This is a genomic window from Rhodococcus sp. BP-332, from assembly GCF_019836065.1.
Lineage (GTDB): Bacteria > Actinomycetota > Actinomycetes > Mycobacteriales > Mycobacteriaceae > Rhodococcoides.
The window spans coordinates 52,116-73,235 of record NZ_JABUEC010000007.1 but is presented as its reverse complement, the minus strand read 5'-3'; the positions used below and the strand labels follow the sequence as shown (position 1 = coordinate 73,235).

Annotated in this window: 20 protein-coding genes; 12 read left to right on the top strand and 8 right to left on the bottom strand. The window is 68.6% G+C overall.

Annotated features, from left to right (window positions below; translation table 11 throughout):
* The first annotated feature begins 13 nt into the window (after positions 1 to 13).
* Positions 14 to 1,558 carry a carboxylesterase/lipase family protein gene (locus HQ314_RS20945; protein WP_056448415.1) on the top strand — a complete coding sequence of 515 codons (1,545 nt, stop codon included), beginning with the start codon at positions 14 to 16 and terminating at the stop codon, positions 1,556 to 1,558.
* Between the two features lie 6 nt (positions 1,559 to 1,564).
* On the opposite strand, the gene HQ314_RS20940 is transcribed toward HQ314_RS20945, so the two are convergent.
* Positions 1,565 to 1,864 (bottom strand): DUF1540 domain-containing protein, encoded by a 300-nt coding sequence (locus HQ314_RS20940; protein WP_027504961.1) that lies wholly within the window; start codon positions 1,862 to 1,864, stop codon positions 1,565 to 1,567.
* A gap of 167 nt (positions 1,865 to 2,031) precedes the next feature.
* Between HQ314_RS20940 and HQ314_RS20935 the strand changes: the two genes are divergently transcribed.
* The 5 genes from HQ314_RS20935 (at position 2,032) to HQ314_RS20915 (ending at position 7,701) form a co-directional block, all read left to right on the top strand.
* Entirely contained in the window at positions 2,032 to 3,006 is a 975-nt protein-coding gene (locus HQ314_RS20935; protein WP_222651197.1) for an LppP/LprE family lipoprotein, read from the top strand.
* Between the two features lie 73 nt (positions 3,007 to 3,079).
* Positions 3,080 to 3,916 carry a nitrilase-related carbon-nitrogen hydrolase gene (locus tag HQ314_RS20930; protein WP_056448423.1) on the top strand — a complete coding sequence of 279 codons (837 nt, stop codon included), beginning with the start codon at positions 3,080 to 3,082 and terminating at the stop codon, positions 3,914 to 3,916.
* Positions 3,913 to 5,331, top strand: coding sequence for a dihydropyrimidinase (gene hydA, locus HQ314_RS20925; RefSeq protein ID WP_222651195.1), 1,419 nt, complete (start codon positions 3,913 to 3,915; stop codon positions 5,329 to 5,331). The genes HQ314_RS20930 and hydA overlap by 4 nt, the downstream gene beginning before the upstream one ends.
* 3 nt (positions 5,332 to 5,334) lie before the next feature.
* Positions 5,335 to 6,378 carry a TIGR03842 family LLM class F420-dependent oxidoreductase gene (locus HQ314_RS20920; RefSeq protein ID WP_056448430.1) on the top strand — a complete coding sequence of 348 codons (1,044 nt, stop codon included), beginning with the start codon at positions 5,335 to 5,337 and terminating at the stop codon, positions 6,376 to 6,378.
* A 12-nt stretch (positions 6,379 to 6,390) separates the two neighbouring features.
* Positions 6,391 to 7,701, top strand: a complete 1,311-nt coding sequence (locus HQ314_RS20915; RefSeq protein ID WP_222651194.1) for an aspartate aminotransferase family protein — start codon at positions 6,391 to 6,393, stop codon at positions 7,699 to 7,701.
* Here the strand turns inward: HQ314_RS20915 and HQ314_RS20910 are convergent.
* Complete coding sequence (locus HQ314_RS20910; protein WP_204868670.1) at positions 7,698 to 9,071, bottom strand: FAD-binding oxidoreductase; 1,374 nt, start codon at positions 9,069 to 9,071, stop codon at positions 7,698 to 7,700. The genes HQ314_RS20915 and HQ314_RS20910 overlap by 4 nt on opposite strands.
* Before the next feature lie 271 nt (positions 9,072 to 9,342).
* On the opposite strand from HQ314_RS20910, the gene HQ314_RS20905 reads away from it, so the two are divergent.
* Positions 9,343 to 9,723 carry a hypothetical protein gene (locus tag HQ314_RS20905; protein ID WP_231476246.1) on the top strand — a complete coding sequence of 127 codons (381 nt, stop codon included), beginning with the start codon at positions 9,343 to 9,345 and terminating at the stop codon, positions 9,721 to 9,723.
* Between the two features lie 3 nt (positions 9,724 to 9,726).
* Here HQ314_RS20905 and HQ314_RS20900 read toward each other — a convergent pair whose 3' ends face one another.
* Positions 9,727 to 10,362: a Type 1 glutamine amidotransferase-like domain-containing protein gene (locus HQ314_RS20900; RefSeq protein WP_222632748.1), complete on the bottom strand. Its 636-nt coding sequence runs from the start codon at positions 10,360 to 10,362 to the stop codon at positions 9,727 to 9,729.
* 60 nt (positions 10,363 to 10,422) lie between these two features.
* On the opposite strand from HQ314_RS20900, the gene dhaL reads away from it, so the two are divergent.
* Positions 10,423 to 12,078: a dihydroxyacetone kinase subunit DhaL gene (dhaL, locus tag HQ314_RS20895; RefSeq protein WP_222651192.1), complete on the top strand. Its 1,656-nt coding sequence runs from the start codon at positions 10,423 to 10,425 to the stop codon at positions 12,076 to 12,078.
* Between the two features lie 16 nt (positions 12,079 to 12,094).
* Here dhaL and HQ314_RS20890 read toward each other — a convergent pair whose 3' ends face one another.
* The gene (locus HQ314_RS20890) at positions 12,095 to 12,514 is read right to left on the bottom strand and encodes an HIT family protein (RefSeq protein ID WP_027504969.1); all 420 of its coding nucleotides are present in this window, start codon (positions 12,512 to 12,514) and stop codon (positions 12,095 to 12,097) included.
* The gene (locus tag HQ314_RS20885) at positions 12,511 to 13,305 is read right to left on the bottom strand and encodes an NAD-dependent deacylase (RefSeq protein WP_222651190.1); all 795 of its coding nucleotides are present in this window, start codon (positions 13,303 to 13,305) and stop codon (positions 12,511 to 12,513) included. Before HQ314_RS20885 ends, HQ314_RS20890 begins: the two co-directional genes overlap by 4 nt.
* 246 nt (positions 13,306 to 13,551) lie before the next feature.
* On the opposite strand from HQ314_RS20885, the gene HQ314_RS20880 reads away from it, so the two are divergent.
* Genes HQ314_RS20880 through HQ314_RS20870 form a run of 3 tightly spaced genes read left to right on the top strand, consistent with a single transcriptional unit; the run spans position 13,552 to position 16,459 of the window.
* Entirely contained in the window at positions 13,552 to 14,676 is a 1,125-nt protein-coding gene (locus HQ314_RS20880; protein ID WP_261781950.1) for an NAD(P) transhydrogenase subunit alpha, read from the top strand.
* Positions 14,676 to 15,017, top strand: coding sequence for an NAD(P) transhydrogenase subunit alpha (locus tag HQ314_RS20875; protein WP_222651187.1), 342 nt, complete (start codon positions 14,676 to 14,678; stop codon positions 15,015 to 15,017). Before HQ314_RS20880 ends, HQ314_RS20875 begins: the two co-directional genes overlap by 1 nt.
* Positions 15,017 to 16,459, top strand: coding sequence for an NAD(P)(+) transhydrogenase (Re/Si-specific) subunit beta (locus tag HQ314_RS20870; RefSeq protein WP_222651185.1), 1,443 nt, complete (start codon positions 15,017 to 15,019; stop codon positions 16,457 to 16,459). Before HQ314_RS20875 ends, HQ314_RS20870 begins: the two co-directional genes overlap by 1 nt.
* 28 nt (positions 16,460 to 16,487) lie before the next feature.
* Here HQ314_RS20870 and HQ314_RS20865 read toward each other — a convergent pair whose 3' ends face one another.
* The 3 genes from HQ314_RS20865 to pdhA all read right to left on the bottom strand — a co-directional run bounded on the left by HQ314_RS20865 (position 16,488) and on the right by pdhA (position 19,315).
* On the bottom strand, positions 16,488 to 17,141 hold the full coding sequence (locus HQ314_RS20865) for a hypothetical protein (protein ID WP_056448448.1): 654 nt from the start codon (positions 17,139 to 17,141) through the stop codon (positions 16,488 to 16,490).
* A 69-nt stretch (positions 17,142 to 17,210) separates the two neighbouring features.
* Complete coding sequence (locus tag HQ314_RS20860) at positions 17,211 to 18,239, bottom strand: alpha-ketoacid dehydrogenase subunit beta (RefSeq protein WP_082544673.1); 1,029 nt, start codon at positions 18,237 to 18,239, stop codon at positions 17,211 to 17,213.
* Positions 18,236 to 19,315: a pyruvate dehydrogenase (acetyl-transferring) E1 component subunit alpha gene (gene pdhA / locus HQ314_RS20855; protein ID WP_222651183.1), complete on the bottom strand. Its 1,080-nt coding sequence runs from the start codon at positions 19,313 to 19,315 to the stop codon at positions 18,236 to 18,238. Before pdhA ends, HQ314_RS20860 begins: the two co-directional genes overlap by 4 nt.
* Before the next feature lie 259 nt (positions 19,316 to 19,574).
* Between pdhA and HQ314_RS20850 the strand changes: the two genes are divergently transcribed.
* The gene (locus HQ314_RS20850) at positions 19,575 to 21,059 is read left to right on the top strand and encodes a cryptochrome/photolyase family protein (protein ID WP_222651181.1); all 1,485 of its coding nucleotides are present in this window, start codon (positions 19,575 to 19,577) and stop codon (positions 21,057 to 21,059) included.
* The last annotated feature ends 61 nt before the right edge of the window (positions 21,060 to 21,120 follow it).

The window sequence follows — 21,120 nt, the reverse complement described above, 5'->3', positions numbered from 1 at the left end:
AACGTCGGTCCTCGTGGGGGCAACCGAGAGCAGCCATGTCGTCTCGTCGCGCGACGGTGAGATCCGCGGCTACGGGCACGGCGACGTGGTCAGTTGGAAGGGTATCCCGTTCGCGGCGCCACCCGTGGCGGAGCACCGATTCCGCGCACCACGCCCACCGGAGCCGTGGGACGGGGTCCGCGACGGCAGGACCTTCGGTGCGATGGCACCGCAGGGCCGTGACGGCCCGATTCCCATGGACTCGTCCATCCCGATGGACGAGGACTGCCTGACTCTCAACGTCTGGGCCCCGACACCGGACGGCATCTCCCGTCCGGTGATGGTGTGGATCCACGGCGGTGCCTACGTCCTGGGATCATCTGCGCAACGGATATACAACGGGCGCAACCTGTCCCGCCTCGGTGAGGTGGTGGTCGTGACCGTCAACTACCGGGTGGGCGCGCTGGGGTGGTTGGACCTGTCGTCGTTCGACACCGACGGCAGCGTCTTCGAGACCAATCTCGGGCTCCGCGACCAGATCGCGGCGCTCACGTGGGTGCGCGACTGCATCGCCGCGTTCGGCGGCGACCCGACCAACGTCACCGTCTTCGGTGAGTCGTCCGGTGGCGCGTCGGTGACCACTCTCATGACGTCACCGCACGCGGAAGGTCTGTTCCACAAGGCGATCGCCCAGAGTTCCCCGGCCACCTCGGTGTACGGCCCGGAACGCGCGCGCACCGTCGCGCAGCGATTCCTCGAACTCGTCGATCTGCCCGCGGAGCGTGCGGAGGAGCTGCGGACGATGCCGGTGGAGAGGTTGGTCGACGCAGCCGAGAAGCTGGTCTACGAGGTTCCCGAGAAGGTGCCCGGCACATTGGGATTCGCACCCGTCGTCGACGGTGACGTGGTGCCCCGGTATCCGGTGGCCGCGTTCCAGAAGGGCTTCTCGCACGACGTCCCGCTCATCATCGGGTCGAATCACGACGAGGCATCGGTGTTCCGCCTGATGAAGTCGCCGTTGATGCCCGTCACCTCGGACACGGTGAGCACGATGTTCGAGGCGATCGCCGTCGATCATCCCGATCTCTCACCGGCTCGTATCGCCGACATCCTCTCCGCGTACCCGGATCTGCCGAAGAGTGCGGGCGCGCTGGCCCTCTCGCGCGACGCAGGGTTCCGGATGCCGAGCCTGTGGATCGCGGAGGCCCATTGCCGACGAGCGCCGACGTTCGTCTACCGCTTCGATCACGCGACACCCGTGCTGCGCGCGGCGCGTATCGGCGCCGGTCACGCCACCGAGTTGCCGTACGTCTTCGGCAATTTCGGGACCTTCGACCGGGACCCGACCTTCTGGCTGGGTGGGCGCAAGGCAGCGCAGCAGGTCTCCCGGCGAATTCAGCGACGCTGGGTGGCGTTCGCGTGGCACGGGGTTCCTGCCGCGCTGGACGGGTCGAAGCACTGGGCGCCCTACGACGAGCGTCGTCGCACTCTCGTCATCGACGGGCGTGATGCTCTGGTCGAGGATCCGGACCGTGAGCTGCGCGAGATCTGGGGCGAGAAGGTGCTCGGCTTCAGCTGAGGTTCGTCAGGCCTTGCTGTAGGTGAGGCAGTTCGCGGTGTCCGACGACTCGCCGGCGCCGATGCGGACCGCTGCCGCGCTGCACTCGAGGTTGTCGTTGAACGAGCAGTCGACGCGCTGGCACGCACCGACCTGGGTGGAGACGGTGTCGAGACCGCCCTTGGTGCTCAAGGGAATGAACGTGCCGCAATCGGCCGTTCCGTTCGAGCCTCCGACATTGATGGCGAAGGCGTGGCATCCGTCGTGGTTGTACGAACAGGCGCTGACACTGCACTCACTGACGCGGGGCATTTCGAGGGAAGTCATGACGATGACGGTAATACGCGAAAAGCGTCTCCACCAGCAAGGTCAGGCTGACCTAGATATGGTCACCCTTTCTACAACAATGATGTTTCCTATTCTTTCGGGTCACGGATCGATGACGAATTCGTCGACGACGTAACGATCGGTCTGTTCGCTCGGATGGACCGATCATGAGACGAACACTTCTCGCGACCCTGGCCGTCACCGTGCTGTTCGCGAGCGGGTGCTCCGACTCCGGCCAGGGCTCCGCGGCGCCACCTCCTCCGACCACCACCACGACCTCGACAGCGGTGGGTCCGGCACCGGGTACGGAACCCGCGTCGTCGGCCGCGCCGGAACCGTCGACCGCGTGTGTGGAGGACTCCGTCGTGGCGGCGGGCATCGAATCGCTGCCCCAGTTCTTCGGTAGTGGGTGGCGGCTCGTCCGCCAGGGCGATCCCTGCGCGACGCTGTCGTGGGCGCTCGCGGCGCTCGACGGGGGCACGGGGTCGAGTCCGTGGACCGTCTTGTTCTTCCACGACGACACCTATCTCGGTACCGCCACCGCGTTGCCGTACTCGTTCACCGACGTCGCCTCGCAGACCGACGACACGGTCACGGTGTCATACGGGTGGCTCCGGGAGGGTGAGTCCACCTCGCAGCAGTCCGGCGGACCCGGGTTAGTCCGCTACACCTGGAACGGATCGTCCGTGGTGATGCTGGACGACCTGCCGCAGGAGGTGGTGGACGGCAACAGGCAGACTCCTGCCGATCCGTGCCTGGACGACTCGGTGGTCGCGTCCGCGATCGACTCTCTGCCCACCTTCTCCGACAGCGCCTGGAGCCTGTACAGCCAGGGCGATCCGTGCGCCACGCTGGCCTGGGCGATGGCCGTTCCCGACGGTGCCACCGGTTCGAGTCCCACGACGGTCCTGTTCTTCCATGACGGCGCATACCTCGGAACGGCGACCGCCCGTCCGTACGCGTTCACGGATCTCGACCCGTATGCGCAGACCGACGACACCGTGACGATCTCGTACCGGTGGCTCGTCGGCGACGAGGCCACCGCGGAAGCCTCCGGCGGTCCGGCACTCGTTCGCTACCGGTGGAACGGATCCTCGGTGGACATGCTCGATCCGCTGCCTCCCGAAGTGGCGAACGGCTGATTTCCACCGGTGGACGACCCGGCCGATCGGGTGCAGGATCACCGGTACGGGGCCGACGCGGAGGTGTCATGTCATGACTGTCGTTCGAGCAGCACTGGTTCAGACCACCTGGACCGGCGACAAGGAATCGATGATCCAGGCCCACGAGGAGTACGCCCGCCAGGCAGCCGAGCAGGGCGCGCAGGTGATCTGTTTTCAGGAACTGTTCTACGGCCCCTATTTCTGCCAGGTGCAGGACGCGTCCTTCTACGACTACGCCGAATCGGTTCCCGGACCCACCGTCGAGCGTTTCCAGTCTCTCGCGAAGGAACTCGGCATGGTGATGGTGCTGCCGGTCTACGAGAAGGAACAGCCAGGCATTCTGTACAACACCGCTGCCGTGGTGGACGCGGACGGCACGTACCTGGGCAAGTACCGCAAGCACCACATTCCGCACCTGAACGGCTTCTGGGAGAAGTTCTACTTCCGCCCCGGCAACCTGGGCTGGCCCGTGTTCGACACCGCCGTCGGCAAGGTGGGGGTCTACATCTGTTACGACCGCCATTTCCCGGAGGGCTGGCGCGCACTCGGACTGGCCGGTGCGGAGATCGTGTTCAATCCGTCCGCCACCTCGCGAGGCCTGTCGAACTACCTGTGGAAGCTCGAGCAACCGGCGTCGGCCGTGGCCAACGAGTACTACATCGGCGCGATCAACCGAGTGGGAGTCGAGGAGTTGGGCGACAACGACTTCTACGGTACGAGCTACTTCGTCGATCCCGAGGGGAAGTTCGTCGGCGACGTCGCCTCGGACAGCGCGGCCGAAGTGATCGTCCGCGATCTGGACCTGTCGCTCATCGCGACCGTCCGCGATCGGTGGGCTTTCTACCGCGATCGCAGACCCGACGCCTACGGTCCCCTGGTGACACCGTGACGACCACGTTCGTCCACGGGGGCATCGTCGTCTCGCCGACGGGGTCGCAGCCCCTGGACGTCCTGATCGACGGTGAGACGATCGTCGCAGTGCTGCAACCGGGTTCGACGCTGCTGGGCGCCGACCTCGCGTCGTCGAGCGACGTCGTCGTCGACGCGACCGGGAAGTACGTGATCCCCGGAGGGGTCGACGGCCACACCCACATGGAGATGCCGTTCGGCGGCACCTTCGCCTCCGACTCGTTCGAGACGGGGACGCGCGCTGCCGCGTGGGGCGGAACCACCACCATCGTCGACTTCGCCATCCAGAACCCCGGGATGCGTGTGCAGGACACCCTCGCCACGTGGCACGACAAGGCCGCCGGTTCGTGCGCCGTCGACTACGGCTTCCATCAGATCATCGGAGACGTCGACAGCGACTCGTTGAAGGCCATGAGCGAGTTGGTCTCCGAAGGTGTCACCAGCTTCAAGTTGTTCATGGCCTATCCCGGCGTCTTCTACTCGGACGACGGGAAGATCCTGCGGGCGATGCAGACTGCCGCCGAGACCGGCGCGCTGCTGATGATGCACGCGGAGAACGGCATCGCCATCGACGTCCTGGTCGAGCAGTCGATCGCACGCGGTGACACGGCGCCGTACTTCCACGGCACGTCCCGGCCGTGGCAGCTCGAGGAAGAAGCAACGCATCGCGCGATCATGCTGGCCGACGTGACAGGAGCGCCGCTGTACGTGGTCCACGTGTCGGCGAAACAGGCGCTCGAGCAGATCGCGACGGCACGAGGCACGGGGCAGAACGTCTTCGCCGAGACGTGTCCGCAGTATCTGTACCTCTCGCTCGAGGAGCAACTCGGTGCGCCGGGCTTCGAGGGTGCGAAGTGGGTGTGCTCGACCCCGCTCCGGTCCCGTGCCGAGGGGCACCAGGACGAGCTGTGGCGGTACCTCCGCACGGGCGACGTCTCGACGGTCGGCACCGATCACTGTCCCTTCTGCATGAAGGACCAGAAGGAGATGGGAATCGGCGACTTCTCCAAGATCCCCAACGGAATCGGGTCGGTCGAACATCGGATGGACCTGATGTACCAGGGTGTGGTGTCGGGGAAGATCACGCTCGAGAAGTGGGTCGAGGTGTGCTGCACGACGCCGGCCCGCATGTTCGGGATGTACCCGCGCAAGGGCATCGTGTCGCCCGGTGCCGACGCGGATCTGGTGGTCTACGACCCGAACGGCCGCACCACCATCGGAGTCGAGACACACCACATGAGAATGGACTACTCGGCCTACGAGGGCATGACCGTGGACGGCCACGTCGACACGGTGATCTCCCGCGGAACCGTCGTCGTCGACCGCGGCGAGTACCTGGGCCGCGCCGGGCACGGCCGTTTCGTGCGCCGCGACCTGTCCCAGAATCTGGTGTGAGGGATGGACTTCGGAGTGGTGCTGCAGTGCACACCGCCCAGTTCGCGGGTGGTCGAACTCGCTCGCATCGCCGAGACGCACGGCTTCTCCCACGTGTGGACCTTCGACTCACACCTGCTGTGGCAGGAGCCCTACGTCATCCACAGTCAGATCCTCGCGAGCACCCGCACGGTGGTCGTCGGACCGATGGTGACCAACCCGTCGACGCGGGACGTCACGGTGACGGCATCGACGTTCGCCACACTCAACGAGATGTACGGCAACCGCACCGTGTGCGGGATCGGTCGCGGCGACTCCGCGGTGCGCACTCTGGGTGGGAAGCCCACCACGATCGCGCGGCTCGCCGAGTCGGTGGAGATCATCCGCGAACTCGGCAACGGGCGGTCCGCCCGCATCGGCGAGACCACCGTGCGGCTGCCGTGGGCGTCGCGGTCCGAGCTCGAGGTGTGGATCGCCGGATACGGCCCGCGGGCACTGGAACTCACCGGGCAGGTCGCCGACGGGTTCATCCTGCAACTCGCTGATCCCGACATCGTCGAGTGGACCGTGGCCACCGTCCGCGACGCCGCCGAGAAGGCGGGGCGCGACCCCGATGCCGTGACCATCTGCGTCGCCGCCCCCGCCTATGTCACCGACGGTTCCGCGGCCGCCGCCGCGCATGCGCGTGATCAGTGCCGGTGGTTCGGCGGCATGGTGGGAAACCACGTGGCGGACATCGTGTCCCGCTACGGAGCGACCTCCGGTGTCCCGGCCGCTCTCACGGACTACATCGCCGGCCGCCAGGGGTACGACTACAACCAACACGGCAGAGCCGGCAACACGCACGCCGACTTCGTGCCCGACGAGATCGTCGACCGGTTCTGCATCCTGGGCTCGCCCGAGCAGCACGTGCAGCGACTCCGGCAGCTCGAGTCGCTCGGTGTGGACCAGTTCGCGGTCTACCTCCAACACGATGCGAAGACCGCGACGCTGGATGCCTACGGCGAGTCGGTTCTTCCTGCCATGATGACGTCAGAGGTGGCGACGGAATCCGGAATCGCCCGATAACGGAGGTGGTACATGACCGACCATGTCTTCTATTCCTGGTCCGCCCAGGCGGAGCTGAACCCGGTCACCATCACCGGGGCGTCCGGGTCCTACTTCTGGGACGACCAGGGCAGGAAGTACCTCGACTTCTCCTCGCAACTGGTCAACGTCAACATCGGGCACCAGCACCCCGACATCGTGGCGGCGATCGTCGAGCAGGCCGGTGTGCTCACCACCATCTCCCCGACGGTCGCGAACGACAAGCGCAGCGAACTCGCTCGACTGATCGCCGAGCGCGCTCCCGGTGACCTGAACCGGGTCTTCTTCACCACGGGCGGGGCCGAGGCCGTCGAGCACGCCGTGCGGTTCGCTCGCCAGCACACCGGGCGGACCAAGATGCTGGCCGCGTACCGGTCGTACCACGGCGGCACCGGTGTGGCCATCGGTCTGACGGGAGAGCCGCGCCGGTGGGGAACCGAGCCGACCAACGTCGACGTCGTCCGGTTCTTCGGGCCGTATCCCTATCGGTCACCGTGGAATTCGACCGGCCCCGAGGAGGAGACGGCCGCGGCGCTGGCCCACCTCGAGATGGTCATCACGCTGGAGGGACCGCAGAACATCGCGGGGCTCATTCTCGAGTCGGTGGTCGGCACCAACGGCGTGCTGGTCCCGCCGCCGGGGTATCTGGCCGGTGTCCGCGAACTCTGCACTCGCTACGGCATCGTGTACATCGCCGACGAGGTGATGGTGGGCTTCGGCCGGACCGGGCACTGGTTCGCGTGCCAGGCGTGGGGCGTCGAGCCCGATCTGATCACGTTCGCGAAGGGTGTGAACTCCGGCTACGTCCCGCTCGGCGGAGTGGTGATCTCCGAGGAGATCGCGCAGCGGTACGACCACACGCCGTATCCGGGAGGTCTGACCTACTCGGGACACGTGCTCGGCTGCGCCGCCGGTGTCGCGTCGATCCGGGTGTTCGAGCGCGACGACATCCTGGGCCACGTCCGCGCCGTGGGGGAGGACGTCCTCGGGCCGGGGCTCACCAAGCTGGGTGAGGCGCATCCGAGCGTGGGTGACGTGCGGGGCATGGGGTTCTTCTGGGCCGTCGAACTGGTGACGGACAGGGACACCCGCGAGCCGCTGACACCGTTCAACGCCACCGGCGCCGCCGCGGCTCCCATGGCGGCCGTCACGAAGGCGGCCAAGGAGCGCGGGCTGTGGCCGTTCGTGGCGGGCAATCGGCTGCAGATCGCGCCGCCGCTCGTCACGACGGAGGAGGACATCCGTCGGGGACTCGAGATCCTCGACGAGGTGCTCGAGGTCGCCGACGGGTACACCCGGAACTAGAGCACGGCACCGGGATTCAGGATGCCCGCGGGATCGAGGGCGTGCTTGATGCGCCGGGTCAGCTCCATGACGTCCTCGCCCACCTGATCCGGCAACCACGCCTTCTTGAGCCGGCCGACACCGTGTTCCCCGGTGATGGTGCCGCCCAACGAGATCGCGAGCGTCATGATCTCGCCGAATGCCTGGTGCGCACGCTCCTCCATGTCCGCGTCCTCGGGGTCGAACACGATCAGCGGGTGCGTGTTCCCGTCGCCCGCATGGGCGATGACGGCGACGACGACGCCGCGGGCATCGGCGATCTTCGCGATTCCCTGCACCAGGTCCGCGAGTGCGGGCAGCGGAACTCCGACGTCCTCGAGCAGGAGGGATCCGGTGCGTTCGACGGCGGGGATGGCGAAGCGCCGGGCTGCGGCGAACGCTTCGCCCTCGTCGGGATCGTCGGTCACGAACACCTCGTCGGCGCCGGCGGCCGTGCACGCCGCGGCCATGGTCTCGGTCTCCTCGGTGCGGTGCGCGCCGGGTGAGTCGGAGCGGGCGATGAGCATCGCTGCCGCCGTGCGGTCGAGGCCCATCTTCATGGCGTCCTCCACGGCGTTGATCGACGTGGAGTCCATGAACTCGAGCATGGCGGGCCGCAGCGAGCGGGTGATCGCCAGAATGGCGTCGGTCGCGTCGGACAGGCGGGTGAAGGTGGCCACGACCGTGCTCGCGGGTGGCTGAGCCGGGATCAGTCGCAGCGTCACTTCGGTGATGATGCCGAGGACGCCCTCGCTGCCGACGAAGAGTTTGGTCAGCGACAGGCCGGCCGAGTCCTTCAGACGCGGGCCGCCCAGGTTCACGACGGTGCCGTCGGCGAGGACCACCTCGAGACCGAGGATGTAGTCGGTGGTCACCCCGTACTTGACGCAGCACAGGCCGCCGGCGTTGGTGGCGGCGTTGCCGCCGATCGAACACATCTCGAACGACGACGGATCCGGTGGGTACCACAGGCCGTGTTCGGCCGCAGCGGCCTTGACCTCGACGTTGAGCAGACCGGGTTGGACCACGGCCGTCCGCGTCACCGGGTCGACGGTGACGGCGCGCATCGCCTCGGTCGTCAGCACGATGCCGCCGTCGACGGCGGTCGCACCACCGGACAGACCGGATCCCGCGCCGCGCGGCACCACCGGGACGGAATGCTCGGTGGCCCAGAGCATGACGGCGCGGACGTCGGCCGTGCTGGTGGCGCGCACGACGGCGAGGGGAGTGCCGGCGTTCGGATCGCGGGCCCAGTCCTGGCGATAGCCGGCGGTGATGTCCGGATCGGTCACCACGATGGCGGCTCCGACCGCGTCTGTCAGGGACGTCACGAGATCGTCGATGATGCTCACCTTCCTCGACCGGCGGGTCCTACGTCTCGACGCTACCCCCAGCCCTGCCCGTGACCTCGCCGGAATGACGAGACACGGTGCGGGACAGTGGGAGACCGCGTCGAACGGTGGCCGGGTCGACGTCCGGCCGATGTTCACATCAGTCACACGAGCAACTCTGTTACCAGATCGTGCCCCGATGGGTGCCGACAAGAGCACGTCGGAGGATTAGCGTCCGGATGACGGAGATCGGCACGTGGGCCGAGACCGAGGGGGCGAGAAGGAGGCACTCATGGCACCGTCACACGACATCACACGGTCGGCATCTGCACCATCGACGACAGCGTCGCGCAGACCGACGAAGAACACCCCGTTCGAGTGCGCGGCGGCGCTGTTCTCCTACGACTTCGTCTCCGGCGGCGTCGACTACGACACCCTCGAGTCGCTCCATCGTGGCGAGGTGACCGAGTGGACGTCGGCGCTACGACGCTCGGGACTGTTCACCGATGCCGAGATGGACGCTCTCGCCGCCCAGTGGTCCGAACGTCCGGGCCTGCTGCTCGATGCGTTGCTCCGTGACGCCGACGAGATGACCGTGCGGCGTTGCCGGCTCGCGTGGTCGGCGATGGACCGGCTCGCGCCGTTCCAGATGCCCATCGCGCACAGCGGCTGACAGTCAGATCACCGCGGCATCGCCGCCGTCGACGACGTAGACCTGGTCGTCGGTGAGCGTGCGGTACGGCGTTCCCGCCGCGTCGCACGCCGCGGCCATCGCGGCCGACGCGCCGTCGGGATCCAGAGTGTCCGACGCCCAGTGCGGCACGAGCACGTCGTCGATGATCCCCAGGCCGGTCCACAGCACGTCCTCGCCCGTGGTCGGCTCCACCTCGCCGGGCGGGTCGGCGTACTCCACGCCCCGCAGCGTCGGACCCAGGACGCAGGCTCCGGCGCTGTACCCGCCGTACACGACGGCATCCTCCGCGAGCAGTCGAGCGATCGCCTCGTCTGCACCGGACGAGGCCATCCTGCGCCGGAGCACGAAGGTGTTCCCACCGCGGACCCACACGGCGGGGAAGGCAGCCAGGACGTCGTGCGCCGTGCTCGGCATCAACTCGCGCAGGTCGACCTCGACAGGGAGGAAACCCGCCGAGCGCAGGAGGGTGAACTCACTGGTGACCGCGGACGCGCGCGCGGCGTCGGGCCAGGAGTCCGCCGCGTTGGCGATGACGGCGATGCGGCCGGGTGGTCCGGTCAGTTCGAGGAACCGGTCACGGGCGAGCCCGAATCGGTAGGACGCGAGGAACAGGCGCATGGCGGGAGCGTAGGTCAGTACGCACGCGTCGGGTGTGCAGACGTGGTTAGTGTCGGGTGCATGTCGCTGCACAAGATGATCGATGATCCGTCCCGCGTCATCGTCGACGCCTGCCGCGCCGCCGCCCGGCGCAGCGCGGACCTCCGCTTCGTCGAACGGCCCGGATACTTCACGCGCCGCAGCCGCACGACGCACGGGCGCGTGGCCGTGATGTCGGGCGGTGGTTCCGGCCACGAACCGCTCCACTCCGGCTTCGTCGGCGCCGGGATGTTGGACGCGGCGGTGCCGGGGTCTGTGTTCACGAGCCCGAACGCGCTGCAGATCGAGGCGGCGACGCGGGCCGTCGAGGCCGGCGCCGGCGTGATCCACGTGGTCAAGAACTACACCGGCGACGTCATCAACTTCCGCATCGCGGCCGATCTGTGTGCTGCCGACGGCATCACGGTCGAGACGGTGCTCGTGGCCGACGACGTCGCGTCCGAGAGCGAGGACGGGCCCGGCCGACGCGGAACCGCCGCGACGGTGGCCGTCGAGAAGATCTGCGGCGCCGCCGCTGCTCGCGGCGACGACCTCGCCTCCGTCGCCGCGCTGGGGCGGCGGGTCGCCGAGGGCGCTCGCAGCATGGCGGTGGCCTTCCGTCCGTGCACGGTTCCGGGCGCGTCGTCCCCGTCCTTCGAGCTCGGCGACGACGAGGTCGAACTCGGTGTCGGTATCCACGGCGAGCGCGGCACCGCGCGCGTCGCGACGCTCACCGCCACCGAGATCGCCGAGGCGCTGCTCGGACCCGTGGCCGATTCGCTGGGACTGTCCGGCGGCGAGGACGTCGTGCTCATCGTCAACGGACTCGGCGCGACCCATCCGCTCGAACTCGACATCGTCTTCGGTGCCGCGCTGCGGTATCTCGAGGGGCGCGGCATCACCGTCCGACGCACGCTCGTCGGGAGCCTCGTGACGGCGTTCGACATGGCGGGGGTGTCGTTGACCGCCGTCCGCTGCGACGACGAGATCCTCGGGTTGTGGGACGCCCCGACCGAGGCGCCCGCGTGGCCCCGCTCGCCGGCGCAGGACCTGCACGACGACGCCGTGGACGACACGGACGCGGCAGCGGCGTCGGAGCTTCCCGGCGGCGCGGCCGACCCGTTCGTCACCACCTGGGTCTCGTCGTTCGTCGAGCGTGTCCGGTCGTCGATCGACGAGCTCACCGACCTCGATCGCCGAGCCGGTGACGGCGACTTCGGAGTCAACATGGAGATCGGTCTGGCCGACTTCGCGGTGGACGAGAGCGCCTCGCCCGCAGCGGTGTTCGAGATCCTGGCTCGTGGATTCCTCGGCAATGCGGGCGGAACGTCCGGCGCTCTCTTCGGTGCGTTCTTCCACCGGGTCTCGGTCGCCCTCGACGGTCCCGGGGCGAGCACCGCGAGCATCGCCGCGGGAGTGGCCGACGGACTGGCCGCCATCACCGATCTCGGCGGTGCGCAGCCGGGGGACAAGACCATGGTGGACGCGCTGGACCCGGCGTCACGAGCTCTGGGGGACGCCGGATCGGTCGAGCTCTCGGCGGCCCTCGCCGCGGCTGCCGAGGCTGCGACGCGCGGTGCCGAGTCCACGACGGACACCGTCGCCCAGCGTGGCCGCGCCAGCTACATCGGCGACGCGGCGCGCGGCGTCATCGACCCCGGTGCTCTCGTGGTCTCCTGGTTCTTCGCCGCCGCCTGAGCGGCTGCATCGGACCTCAGGAGGCGAGTGCGGCCCGAATTGCCCGGGCGGTCGCCTCGGGCTCGCTCTGACGCCGCGTGATCATGCCGGCGACGAAGCGGATGCGATCGCCGTGGTGGCGAGGTACGACATGCAGGTGCGAGTGGAACACGGTCTGGAAGGCGGCGCGTCCGTCGTTCATGGCGAGGTTGACCCCGTCCGCCGCCAGGGTGCTGCGGCGCATCGCGCCGGCCAGGGCCTGGCCGGCGGCGAAGACCTGCCCACCCACGACCGGGTCGAGTGTCTCGAGCCCCGAGGAGTGCACCTTGGGAACCACCAGGGTGTGCCCGCGGGTGACGGGCCGGATGTCGAGGAACGCGAGCACCGAGTCGGTCTCGTGGACGATCGTCGCGGGGGCGCGGCGGGCGACGATGTCGCAGAACACGCACTCGGTCATCGCTGCTGCTCCGTGACGGCGGCGACGAGTGCGGGCAGGGAGCCGGCCGCGGTCGCCCGCCAGACGTGGTGGGCCATGTCGGAGACGGCGGTCTCGTCGGGGTTGATCTCGATGACGACGGCGCCCGCGCTGCGAGCCTGGGCCGGAAGCCCTGCGAAGGGGTAGACCACTCCGGACGTTCCCACGACCAGGACGACGTCGGCGGCCTCGACGGACGCGGCGACCGCCGCCCACTCCGCTTCCGGGAGCGGCTCGCCGAACCACACGACGCCGGGGCGGACCGGGCTGCCGCAGAGACCGCACGCGGGCGGCGCGATGCGTTCGGCACCGTCCTCCACATCGTCGACGGGACCCTCGAACGGCTCCTCGCAGATCGAGCACCGCACCGCGGCCAGCGTGCCGTGGACGTGCGCCAGCACGGTGGACCCCGCGCGCTCGTGCAGGTCGTCGACGTTCTGCGTGGCGATCTCGACGGTCTGCTGCGGTGCGGACCTCTGCCACTGCGCGAGGGCCACATGACCGGCGTTCGGGCTCGAGGCGGCCACGAGCTGCGCTCGGCGTCGGTACCAGGCCCACACCAGATCCGGATCGCGGACGAATGCGTCGGGGCTGGCCAACTCCTCCGGTGAGTACCGCTCCCACAGACCGGTCTGCGCGTCGCGGAACGTGGGCACGCCCGACTGCGCGGACATCCCGGCGCCGGTGAGCACGGCCACGCGTGACGCGGACCGGACTGCGTCGAGCACGGGTGGCGGTACGTCGGACGCGCGATCGTCGCTGTCGGTGGTCATGACCCGAGTGTGCCAAGCCGCACCGACACAGTCCGTCCGATATGACCTGCGCCTCACATTCGACATCGACGCTCGGTACGTCTGTGTCGTGCGTTACCTTGCGGTGGGCCCACCCGGCCGACTTCAGGACCTCTCACGCGGGCGAACATGAGCCACCGTCGACGAGGTCGTTCTCGGAACCGACGACAGTCGGCGGCAGTGCAGCTCCGCGGGACGCGGACGTGCCGCCATTCACAGGAAGTACAGCTGGTGGAAGATTCTCGAGAAGCAGGGACGCTGGTCGGCGTCGTGCGTGAGACGAACGAGGGGGAGCGCCGCGTGGCGCTGGTTCCCAAGGTGGTCGCCGCGCTGACGGGCAAGGGCGTGCGCGTGGTGGTGGAGGCAGGTGCCGGCCTCGGAGCGCTGATCCCCGATCAGCTGTACGTCGACGCCGGTGCGAGCATCGGCGATCCGTACAGCGCCGACGTGGTGGTCAAGGTCGCGCCACCGTCCTCGGCCGAGGTGCGCAAGCTCCGCCGCGGATCGACGCTCATCGGCTTCCTCGCGCCGCGCAACGCGGACACGATCATTCCGGAGTTGACCGCCGCGGGCGTGCAGGCCTTCGCGGTGGAGGCGATTCCGCGTATCTCCCGCGCTCAGGTCATGGACGCGTTGTCCTCGCAGGCCAACGTCGCCGGCTACAAGGCGGTGCTGCTCGCGGCATCGGAATCGACGCGGTTCTTCCCGATGCTCACCACCGCGGCGGGCACGGTGAAGCCGGCGACGGTGCTGGTGCTCGGTGTGGGTGTGGCGGGGTTGCAGGCGTTGGCGACGGCGAAGCGTCTCGGTGGCCGCGCCACCGGGTACGACGTGCGCCCGGAGGTCGCCGACCAGGTGCGGTCGGTCGGTGCGCAGTGGCTCGATCTGGGGATCGATGCCGCCGGCGAGGGCGGGTATGCCCGTGAGCTCACCGAGGACGAGCGTGCCCAGCAGCAGGCGGCGCTGGAGAAGGCGATCTCGACGTTCGACGTCGTGATCACCACAGCTCTGGTGCCGGGTCGTCCGGCGCCCAGGCTGGTCACCGCGGCGGCTGCCGCGGGGATGCGGCCGGGCAGTGTGGTCGTCGACCTCGCCGGGGAGACCGGCGGCAACTGTGAGCTCACCGAGCCCGGCCGCACGGTGGTGAAGAACGACGTCATCATCGCCTCGCCTCTGAATCTGCCGGCGACGATGCCCGAGCACGCGAGTGAGCTGTACTCCAAGAACATCTCGGCCCTGATCGAGCTGATGCTCGACGATGCCGGTGCCCTCGCCCCCGATTTCACCGACGAGGTCCTCGCGAAGTCGTGCGTGACGCGCACGGCCGACACCACCGTGAAGGCGGACGCCTGATGTACACACCGTTGCTCGCGAACATCGCGATCCTGGTCCTGGCCGGGTTCGTCGGTTTCGCCGTCATCTCGAAGGTGCCGAACACGCTGCACACGCCGCTGATGTCGGGCACCAACGCCATCCACGGCATCGTCGTGCTCGGCGCCCTCATCGTGCTGGGACGGTTGCCGGAGGACGCGCCGTGGGGTGTGCGGATCATCGCGTTCGTCGCGTTGATCTTCGGCACGCTCAACGTCGTCGGTGGGTTCCTGGTGACCGACCGCATGCTCGGCATGTTCAAGGGAAAGAAGGCGCCTGCTGCTGCGTCGACTGCAGCCGGTGAGAAGGGTGCTGATTCCTGATGAACAACCTCGTCAACATCCTCTACGTCGTCGCGTTCGCCATGTTCATCTACGGCCTGATGGGTCTGACCGGCCCGAAGACGGCGGTGCGCGGTAACTGGATCGCCGCTGTCGGTATGGGTATCGCCGTGGTGGCCACTCTCATCGAGGTCCGCGACACCGCGGCGATCAATTGGATCCTCATCGCCGCCGGTCTGGCCATCGGTGTCCTGCTGGGTGTCCCGCCGGCCAAGCGCACGAAGATGACGGCGATGCCGCAGCTGGTGGCGCTGTTCAACGGCGTGGGCGGTGGCACGGTCGCGTTGATCGCCTGGTCGGAGTTCATCGAGACCGACGGTTTCTCGGCGTTCCAGCACGGCGAGGAACCGACGGTGCACATCGTCATCGGATCGCTCTTCGCCGCGGTCATCGGCTCGGTGTCGTTCTGGGGTTCGCTGGTGGCGTTCCTCAAGCTGCAGGAGCTGCTGAACAAGAAGGTGGAGAAGGCGTTCGTGAAGAACGCGCGCATCTTCCAGCTCACCAACATCGTGTTGCTGCTTCTCGCGGTGGCGGTGTCGATCTACATCGGTCTGCGCGCCACCCCGGGTGAGGGCACCTCGCAGTGGTGGATCGTGCTGGTGCTCGTCGCGGCGGCGCTGATGGGCCTGTTCGTGGTGTTCCCCATCGGCGGCGCGGACATGCCGGTGGTGATCTCGCTGCTCAACGCGTTGACGGGTCTGTCCGCTGCGGCGGCGGGGTTGGCGCTGAACAACACTGCGATGATCGTGGCGGGCATGATCGTCGGCGCGTCCGGAACCATCCTCACCAACCTGATGGCGACGGCGATGAACCGGTCGATCCCGGCGATCGTGTTCGGGTCGTTCGGTGGCGGCGGCGCGTCCGCGGTCGGTGGCCCGGACGACGCCGGCGGCACGGTGAAGTCCACCTCGGCGGCGGACGCGGCGATCCAGATGGCGTACGCCTCGCAGGTCATCGTGGTGCCCGGGTACGGTCTCGCGGTCGCGCAGGCGCAGCACGCGGTCAAGGACATGGCGTCGATCCTCGAGTCCAAGGGCGTCGAGGTGAAGTACGCGATCCACCCGGTGGCCGGGCGCATGCCGGGTCACATGAACGTGCTGCTCGCCGAGGCCGACGTCGAGTACGAGGCGATGAAGGAGATGGACGACATCAACGGGGAGTTCTCCCGCACCGATGTCACCCTCGTCATCGGCGCGAACGACGTCACCAACCCGGCGGCGCGCAACGACCCGAGTTCGCCGATCCACGGGATGCCGATCCTGAACGTGGACGAGTCGCGGTCGGTGATCGTGCTCAAGCGGTCGATGAGCTCCGGGTACGCCGGTATCGACAATCCGCTGTTCACGGCGGACCGCACGTCGATGCTCTTCGGCGACGCGAAGAAATCCGTCAACGCCGTCATCGAGGAACTCAAAGCCCTCTAGGTGTACCCGGCCCTGATGCCCCGCCCGCTCACCGGCGGCGGAGCATCAGGGCCGCGGTGTCGAGAGGGTTCTTCGCCTCGCGTGCAGCGGCGACGGGGGAGTGCGCCATGACGACACCGGCGGCGCCCCACCACATCCCGGTCACCAGCAGCGCCCCGACGATGCCGATGCCTGTCGCACCCGCGGTGACCACGGCGGCGAGGGCCACGCCGGCGACCAGGGCCGAGCCCAGCCCCAGGACGACGGGACGCAGCCGACCGGGCACGACGAGCGCACCCGACGCGATCACCGAGGATGCTGCGACCACGCGGCCGTCGGGAAGTGCCGACGTCGCGATGTGATCGGACAGCCATGCCGACCCGGCTGCGGCGGTCAGGGTCGACCCGAGGCACAGCATGAGGATCGCGCCGATGCCGTACGGCAACTTGCGCACCACCGCGACCACCGTCAGCGCGGCGACCACCACCAGCACGGTCGTCACGTCGATGACGTCGAGCACCGTGTCGGCCGGGGCGTAGAGGGCCTCGAGCGCGACCGACGCCGGTGGGTAGCGCACGCCCAGCAGCGGCAGAACGGCGTAGAGCACGACCAGTGCCGCCGCAGACACTCCTGTCAGTGCCCACCACCGAGGGGTGGTGCGTCGGGCGCGAAGCGCGATCTGTTGCGTCGTCGTGGTACTCACGGGTCCCCATGATGGCGCACGAGGCTGGCAGAATCCTGTGACCCGGCGCAGTGATTCGCGTGCGGCGCGTCAGCCTGCGAGAACCGTGTCGACTCCCGTGAGAATCCGATCGACGTCCGGGAGGTGGTGCCGCTCGAGGCGTGCCGGCGGGTACGGAACGTGGAAGCCCGTGACCCGCTGGACGGGTGCCTCCAGCGAGTAGAAGCACTCCTGCGACACCTGGGCCGCCACCTCCGCCGCGATGCCGAGGTAGCCCGTGTCCTCGTGCACGACGACGAGGCGCCCGGTCCGACGCACGGACCGACAGACCGTGTCGGTGTCCAGCGGTGAGAGGGACCGGAGATCGATGACCTCGAGGCTGTGGCCCTCGGACTCCGCCACCTCGGCTGCCTTCAGTGCGGTCTGCACCATCGACCCGTAGGCCACCACTGTCGCATCGGTACCGGTGCGGCACACGCGAGCGGCGTCCAGCGGCAGATCGGGCGCATCGGTGGCCCATTCGCCCTTGTCCCAGTACCGACGCTTGGGCTCGAGGAAGACGACGGGGTCCTCCGAGTGCACGGCCTGCTGGATCATCCAGTACGCGTCGTGGGGCGTGCTCGGGCTGACCACGCGCAGGCCCGCCGTGTGGGCGAAGTACGCCTCGGGAGATTCCGAATGGTGTTCGACGGCTCCGATGCCACCACCGAACGGGATGCGGATGACCATCGGGGCGCCGATGCGACCGGCGGTGCGGTACCGGATCTTGGCCACCTGGGACACGATCTGGTCGAAGGCCGGATAGACGAACCCGTCGAACTGGATCTCGACGACGGGGCGGTAGCCGCGCAGCGCCATGCCGAACGCGGTGCCCACCATGCCGGACTCGGCGAGGGGCATGTCGAGCACGCGCTGATCGCCGAAGTCCTTCTGCAGTCTGTCGGTCACGCGGAACACACCGCCGAGCTTGCCGATGTCGAGGCCCATCAGCACGACCTTGTCGTCGGCCTCGAGGGAGGCGCGGAGACCTGCGTTGATCGCACCACCGAGGGTGCCCTTGACGTGGAGATCGGACGACGCGGTGGTCGCGCCGGCGCGGGAGAGGGTTCCGGTGGTCATCGCAGTGTCTCCTTCTGGCGGTCCACCACAGCGTGGGGTTCGGCGTAGACGTGGTCGAGCAGGGTGGACGACTCCGGATCGACGGCGGAGATCGTGGCGGAGCGGAGCCGGGCGGCGACGTCGTCGGCGGTCGCGGCGATGCCCTCGCGCACGGACGGTGTCAAGGCGCCCTCGCGGGTGAGCAGTCTGTCGAGGCGGTCCAACGGATCGCGCGCCGCCCACACGTCGCGCTCGGCGTCGGCGCGGTACCGCGTCGGATCGTCCGAGGTGGTGTGCGGGCCCATGCGGTAGGTCATGGCCTCGATGAACGTGGGGCCTCCGCCGGTGCGGGCGCGGTGCGCGGCGGCACGGGTGACGGCGAGGACGGCGAGGGCATCGTTGCCGTCGACCCGCAGGGCGGGCATGCCGAAGCCGGCGGCGCGGGAGGCGAGCGGCAGCGGACTCTGCAGCGCGACGGGCTCGCTGATGGCCCAGTGGTTGTTCTGGCAGAAGAACACGACGCCGGCCCCGAAAGAGACTGAGAACGACAGCGCCTCCGAGATGTCGCCTTCGCTGGTGGCGCCGTCGCCGAAGTAGGCGACAGTGGCGATCTCGGCACCGTCGAGCCGCGCTGCCATGGCGTAGCCGGTGGCGTGCAGTCCCTGCGCTCCGACGATGATCGCCGGGTTGGTGATGTTGTACTCGTCGGGGTCCCAGCCGGAGTGCGCAGTACCGCGCCACAGTGCGGTGAGCTTCTCCACCGGCACGCCTCGGCAGTACGCCACCGCGTGCTCGCGGTAACTCGTGAAGATGTAGTCGTCCGCGGTGACGGCGTGAGCCGAGCCCACCTGGGCTGCTTCCTGACCCAGCAGCGGTGCCCACAGTCCCAGCTCACCTTGGCGCTGCAGCGCGGTCGCCTCGGTGTCGATGCGGCGAGCGACCACCATGTCGCGGTACATGTCGAGCATGTGAGCGGCGTCGACGTCGGCGACGAGTCGCCAGTGCTCGGGGTCGTGCACTCGCCGGCCGTCGGGCTGGACGAGCTGCACGGGATGCGCGATGCGATCGCCCCGCGGTGATGTGTCCGATCGGGTCATGGCTTCCTCTCCGCCGGTGCGCGGACCTCGTCGTGAGAGGAGGGCGCACAGTGTGGACGAACCGGGTGTGGCTCACCTCACAGCATGCTCGCCTGACCGCATTGCGCAAGTGATGTGTACGAGAGTGAGCAACTCGCTCGGCGATTGCCTCACCGACACGCACAGAACGAGCAGGATGGGCATCGGATGACGGTGGCGGACGGTCACGCGTAGCGGTGCCCGGCCGGTTGGCTCCGCGGAGGACGGGGAACAGCAGAGCATGTCCTCTCCGGCTCCGCTCTGGGTGTTCGCCGATCAGCTCGGCCCCCATGTCCACTCGTCCGAGGAGATGGTGGACCGCGACGTCGTCATCATCGAGTCGGCGCGCGCGTTGGGCCGTCGACGGGGTCATCGGCAGAAGGCGCATCTGTTGCTCAGCGGCATGCGGCACCTCGCGGACGAACTCGGCGACCGTGCCACGTACATCCGAGCCGACACCTACCGCGAGGGCCTGGCCCGCGTCGGGCGCCCGGTCGTCGTGCACGAACCGACGTCGCGGCGTGCGGAGGCCTTCGTCCGTCGGCTGGCCGACGAGGGTCTGGTCGAGGAGATCGTGCCGACTCCGACGTTCGCCCTGTCCCGTGCGGACTTCGCCGAGTGGGCGGTCGGCAAGAAGTCGTTCCTGATGGAGAACTTCTACCGAGAGCAGCGCCGCCGGTTCGACATCCTGATGGACGGCGAGAACCCGGTGAGCGGCACCTGGAACCTCGACGCGGAGAACAGGGAGAAGCCGCCCAAGAAGCGGACGACACTCGGTGTTCCCGAACCGTGGTGGCCCGAGGAGGACGACATCGACGCCGGTGTGCGCGCGGATCTCGACGCCATGGACGTCGACTGGTCCGGCGAGGACGGACCGCGTCTCTTCGCCGTCACCGCAGCCGAGGCGGCGTCGGCGCTGGAGACCTTCGTGGCCACCCGTCTCGCCACGTTCGGTCCCTACGAGGACGCCGTGATGGCGGCGGACTGGACCATGTCGCACTCGCTGCTGTCGGTGCCGTTCAACCTCGGTGTGCTGCACCCGTTGGACGCGGCGCGCGCCGCCGAGCAGGCCTACCGGGACGGGACGGCACCGCTGGCGAGCGTCGAGGGGTTCGTACGCCAGATCCTCGGGTGGCGCGAGTACGTGTGGCACCTCTACTGGCATCTGGGCGAGGACTACATGCGCACCAATGCCCTCGATGCCGACACCCCGCTGCCCGGATGGTTCCAGACCCTCGACGCGGAGGAGGTCACCGCGGCGTGCCTGTCCGACGCCCTCGCCGGCGTGCGCGATCGCGGGTGGGTGCACCACATCCCGCGCCTGATGATCCTCGGAAACCATGCGCTGCAACGGGGGTACGACCCGCGGGCGCTCACCCGGTGGTTCACCGAGCACTTCGTCGACGGGTACGAGTGGGTCATGCCCGTCAACGTCTTCGGCATGAGTCAGCACGCCGACGGGGGAGTGATCGCGACCAAGCCCTACACGTCCGGCGGCGCGTACATCGACCGCATGACCGACCACTGCAAGGGCTGCGCGTTCGACCCCAAGAAGCGGGTCGGGGAGGACGCGTGTCCGTTCACGGCGGGGTACTGGGCGTTCACGCACAAGCACCGCGAGCGGCTGGCGAAGAACATGCGCACGCGCCGAGCAGTCAGTTCGATGGAGCGGCTCGGCGACATCGACGAGATCGTCGAGCAGGAGCGGCACCGGACTACTTTCTGAACTCGAGGTCGACCTCGAGTTCGTTGACCCTGAAAGCCCGTCACCCACTGCGCATGCCTAC

Excerpts from the sequence above, each read along its gene's own strand:
- HQ314_RS20915 (WP_222651194.1), top strand. The coding sequence starts at position 6,391 with ATGACCGACCATGTCTTCTATTCCTGGTCCGCCCAGGCGGAGCTGAAC.
- HQ314_RS20905 (WP_231476246.1), top strand. The coding sequence starts at position 9,343 with ATGGCACCGTCACACGACATCACACGGTCGGCATCTGCACCATCGACG.
- HQ314_RS20890 (WP_027504969.1), bottom strand. The coding sequence starts at position 12,514 with ATGACCGAGTGCGTGTTCTGCGACATCGTCGCCCGCCGCGCCCCCGCG.
- HQ314_RS20940 (WP_027504961.1), bottom strand. The coding sequence starts at position 1,864 with ATGACTTCCCTCGAAATGCCCCGCGTCAGTGAGTGCAGTGTCAGCGCC.
- HQ314_RS20850 (WP_222651181.1), top strand. The coding sequence starts at position 19,575 with ATGTCCTCTCCGGCTCCGCTCTGGGTGTTCGCCGATCAGCTCGGCCCC.
- HQ314_RS20900 (WP_222632748.1), bottom strand. The coding sequence starts at position 10,362 with ATGCGCCTGTTCCTCGCGTCCTACCGATTCGGGCTCGCCCGTGACCGG.
- dhaL (WP_222651192.1), top strand. The coding sequence starts at position 10,423 with ATGTCGCTGCACAAGATGATCGATGATCCGTCCCGCGTCATCGTCGAC.
- HQ314_RS20930 (WP_056448423.1), top strand. The coding sequence starts at position 3,080 with ATGACTGTCGTTCGAGCAGCACTGGTTCAGACCACCTGGACCGGCGAC.
- HQ314_RS20875 (WP_222651187.1), top strand. The coding sequence starts at position 14,676 with ATGTACACACCGTTGCTCGCGAACATCGCGATCCTGGTCCTGGCCGGG.
- pdhA (WP_222651183.1), bottom strand. The coding sequence starts at position 19,315 with ATGACCCGATCGGACACATCACCGCGGGGCGATCGCATCGCGCATCCC.
- HQ314_RS20920 (WP_056448430.1), top strand. The coding sequence starts at position 5,335 with ATGGACTTCGGAGTGGTGCTGCAGTGCACACCGCCCAGTTCGCGGGTG.
- HQ314_RS20885 (WP_222651190.1), bottom strand. The coding sequence starts at position 13,305 with ATGACCACCGACAGCGACGATCGCGCGTCCGACGTACCGCCACCCGTG.
- HQ314_RS20860 (WP_082544673.1), bottom strand. The coding sequence starts at position 18,239 with ATGACCACCGGAACCCTCTCCCGCGCCGGCGCGACCACCGCGTCGTCC.
- HQ314_RS20935 (WP_222651197.1), top strand. The coding sequence starts at position 2,032 with ATGAGACGAACACTTCTCGCGACCCTGGCCGTCACCGTGCTGTTCGCG.
- HQ314_RS20870 (WP_222651185.1), top strand. The coding sequence starts at position 15,017 with ATGAACAACCTCGTCAACATCCTCTACGTCGTCGCGTTCGCCATGTTC.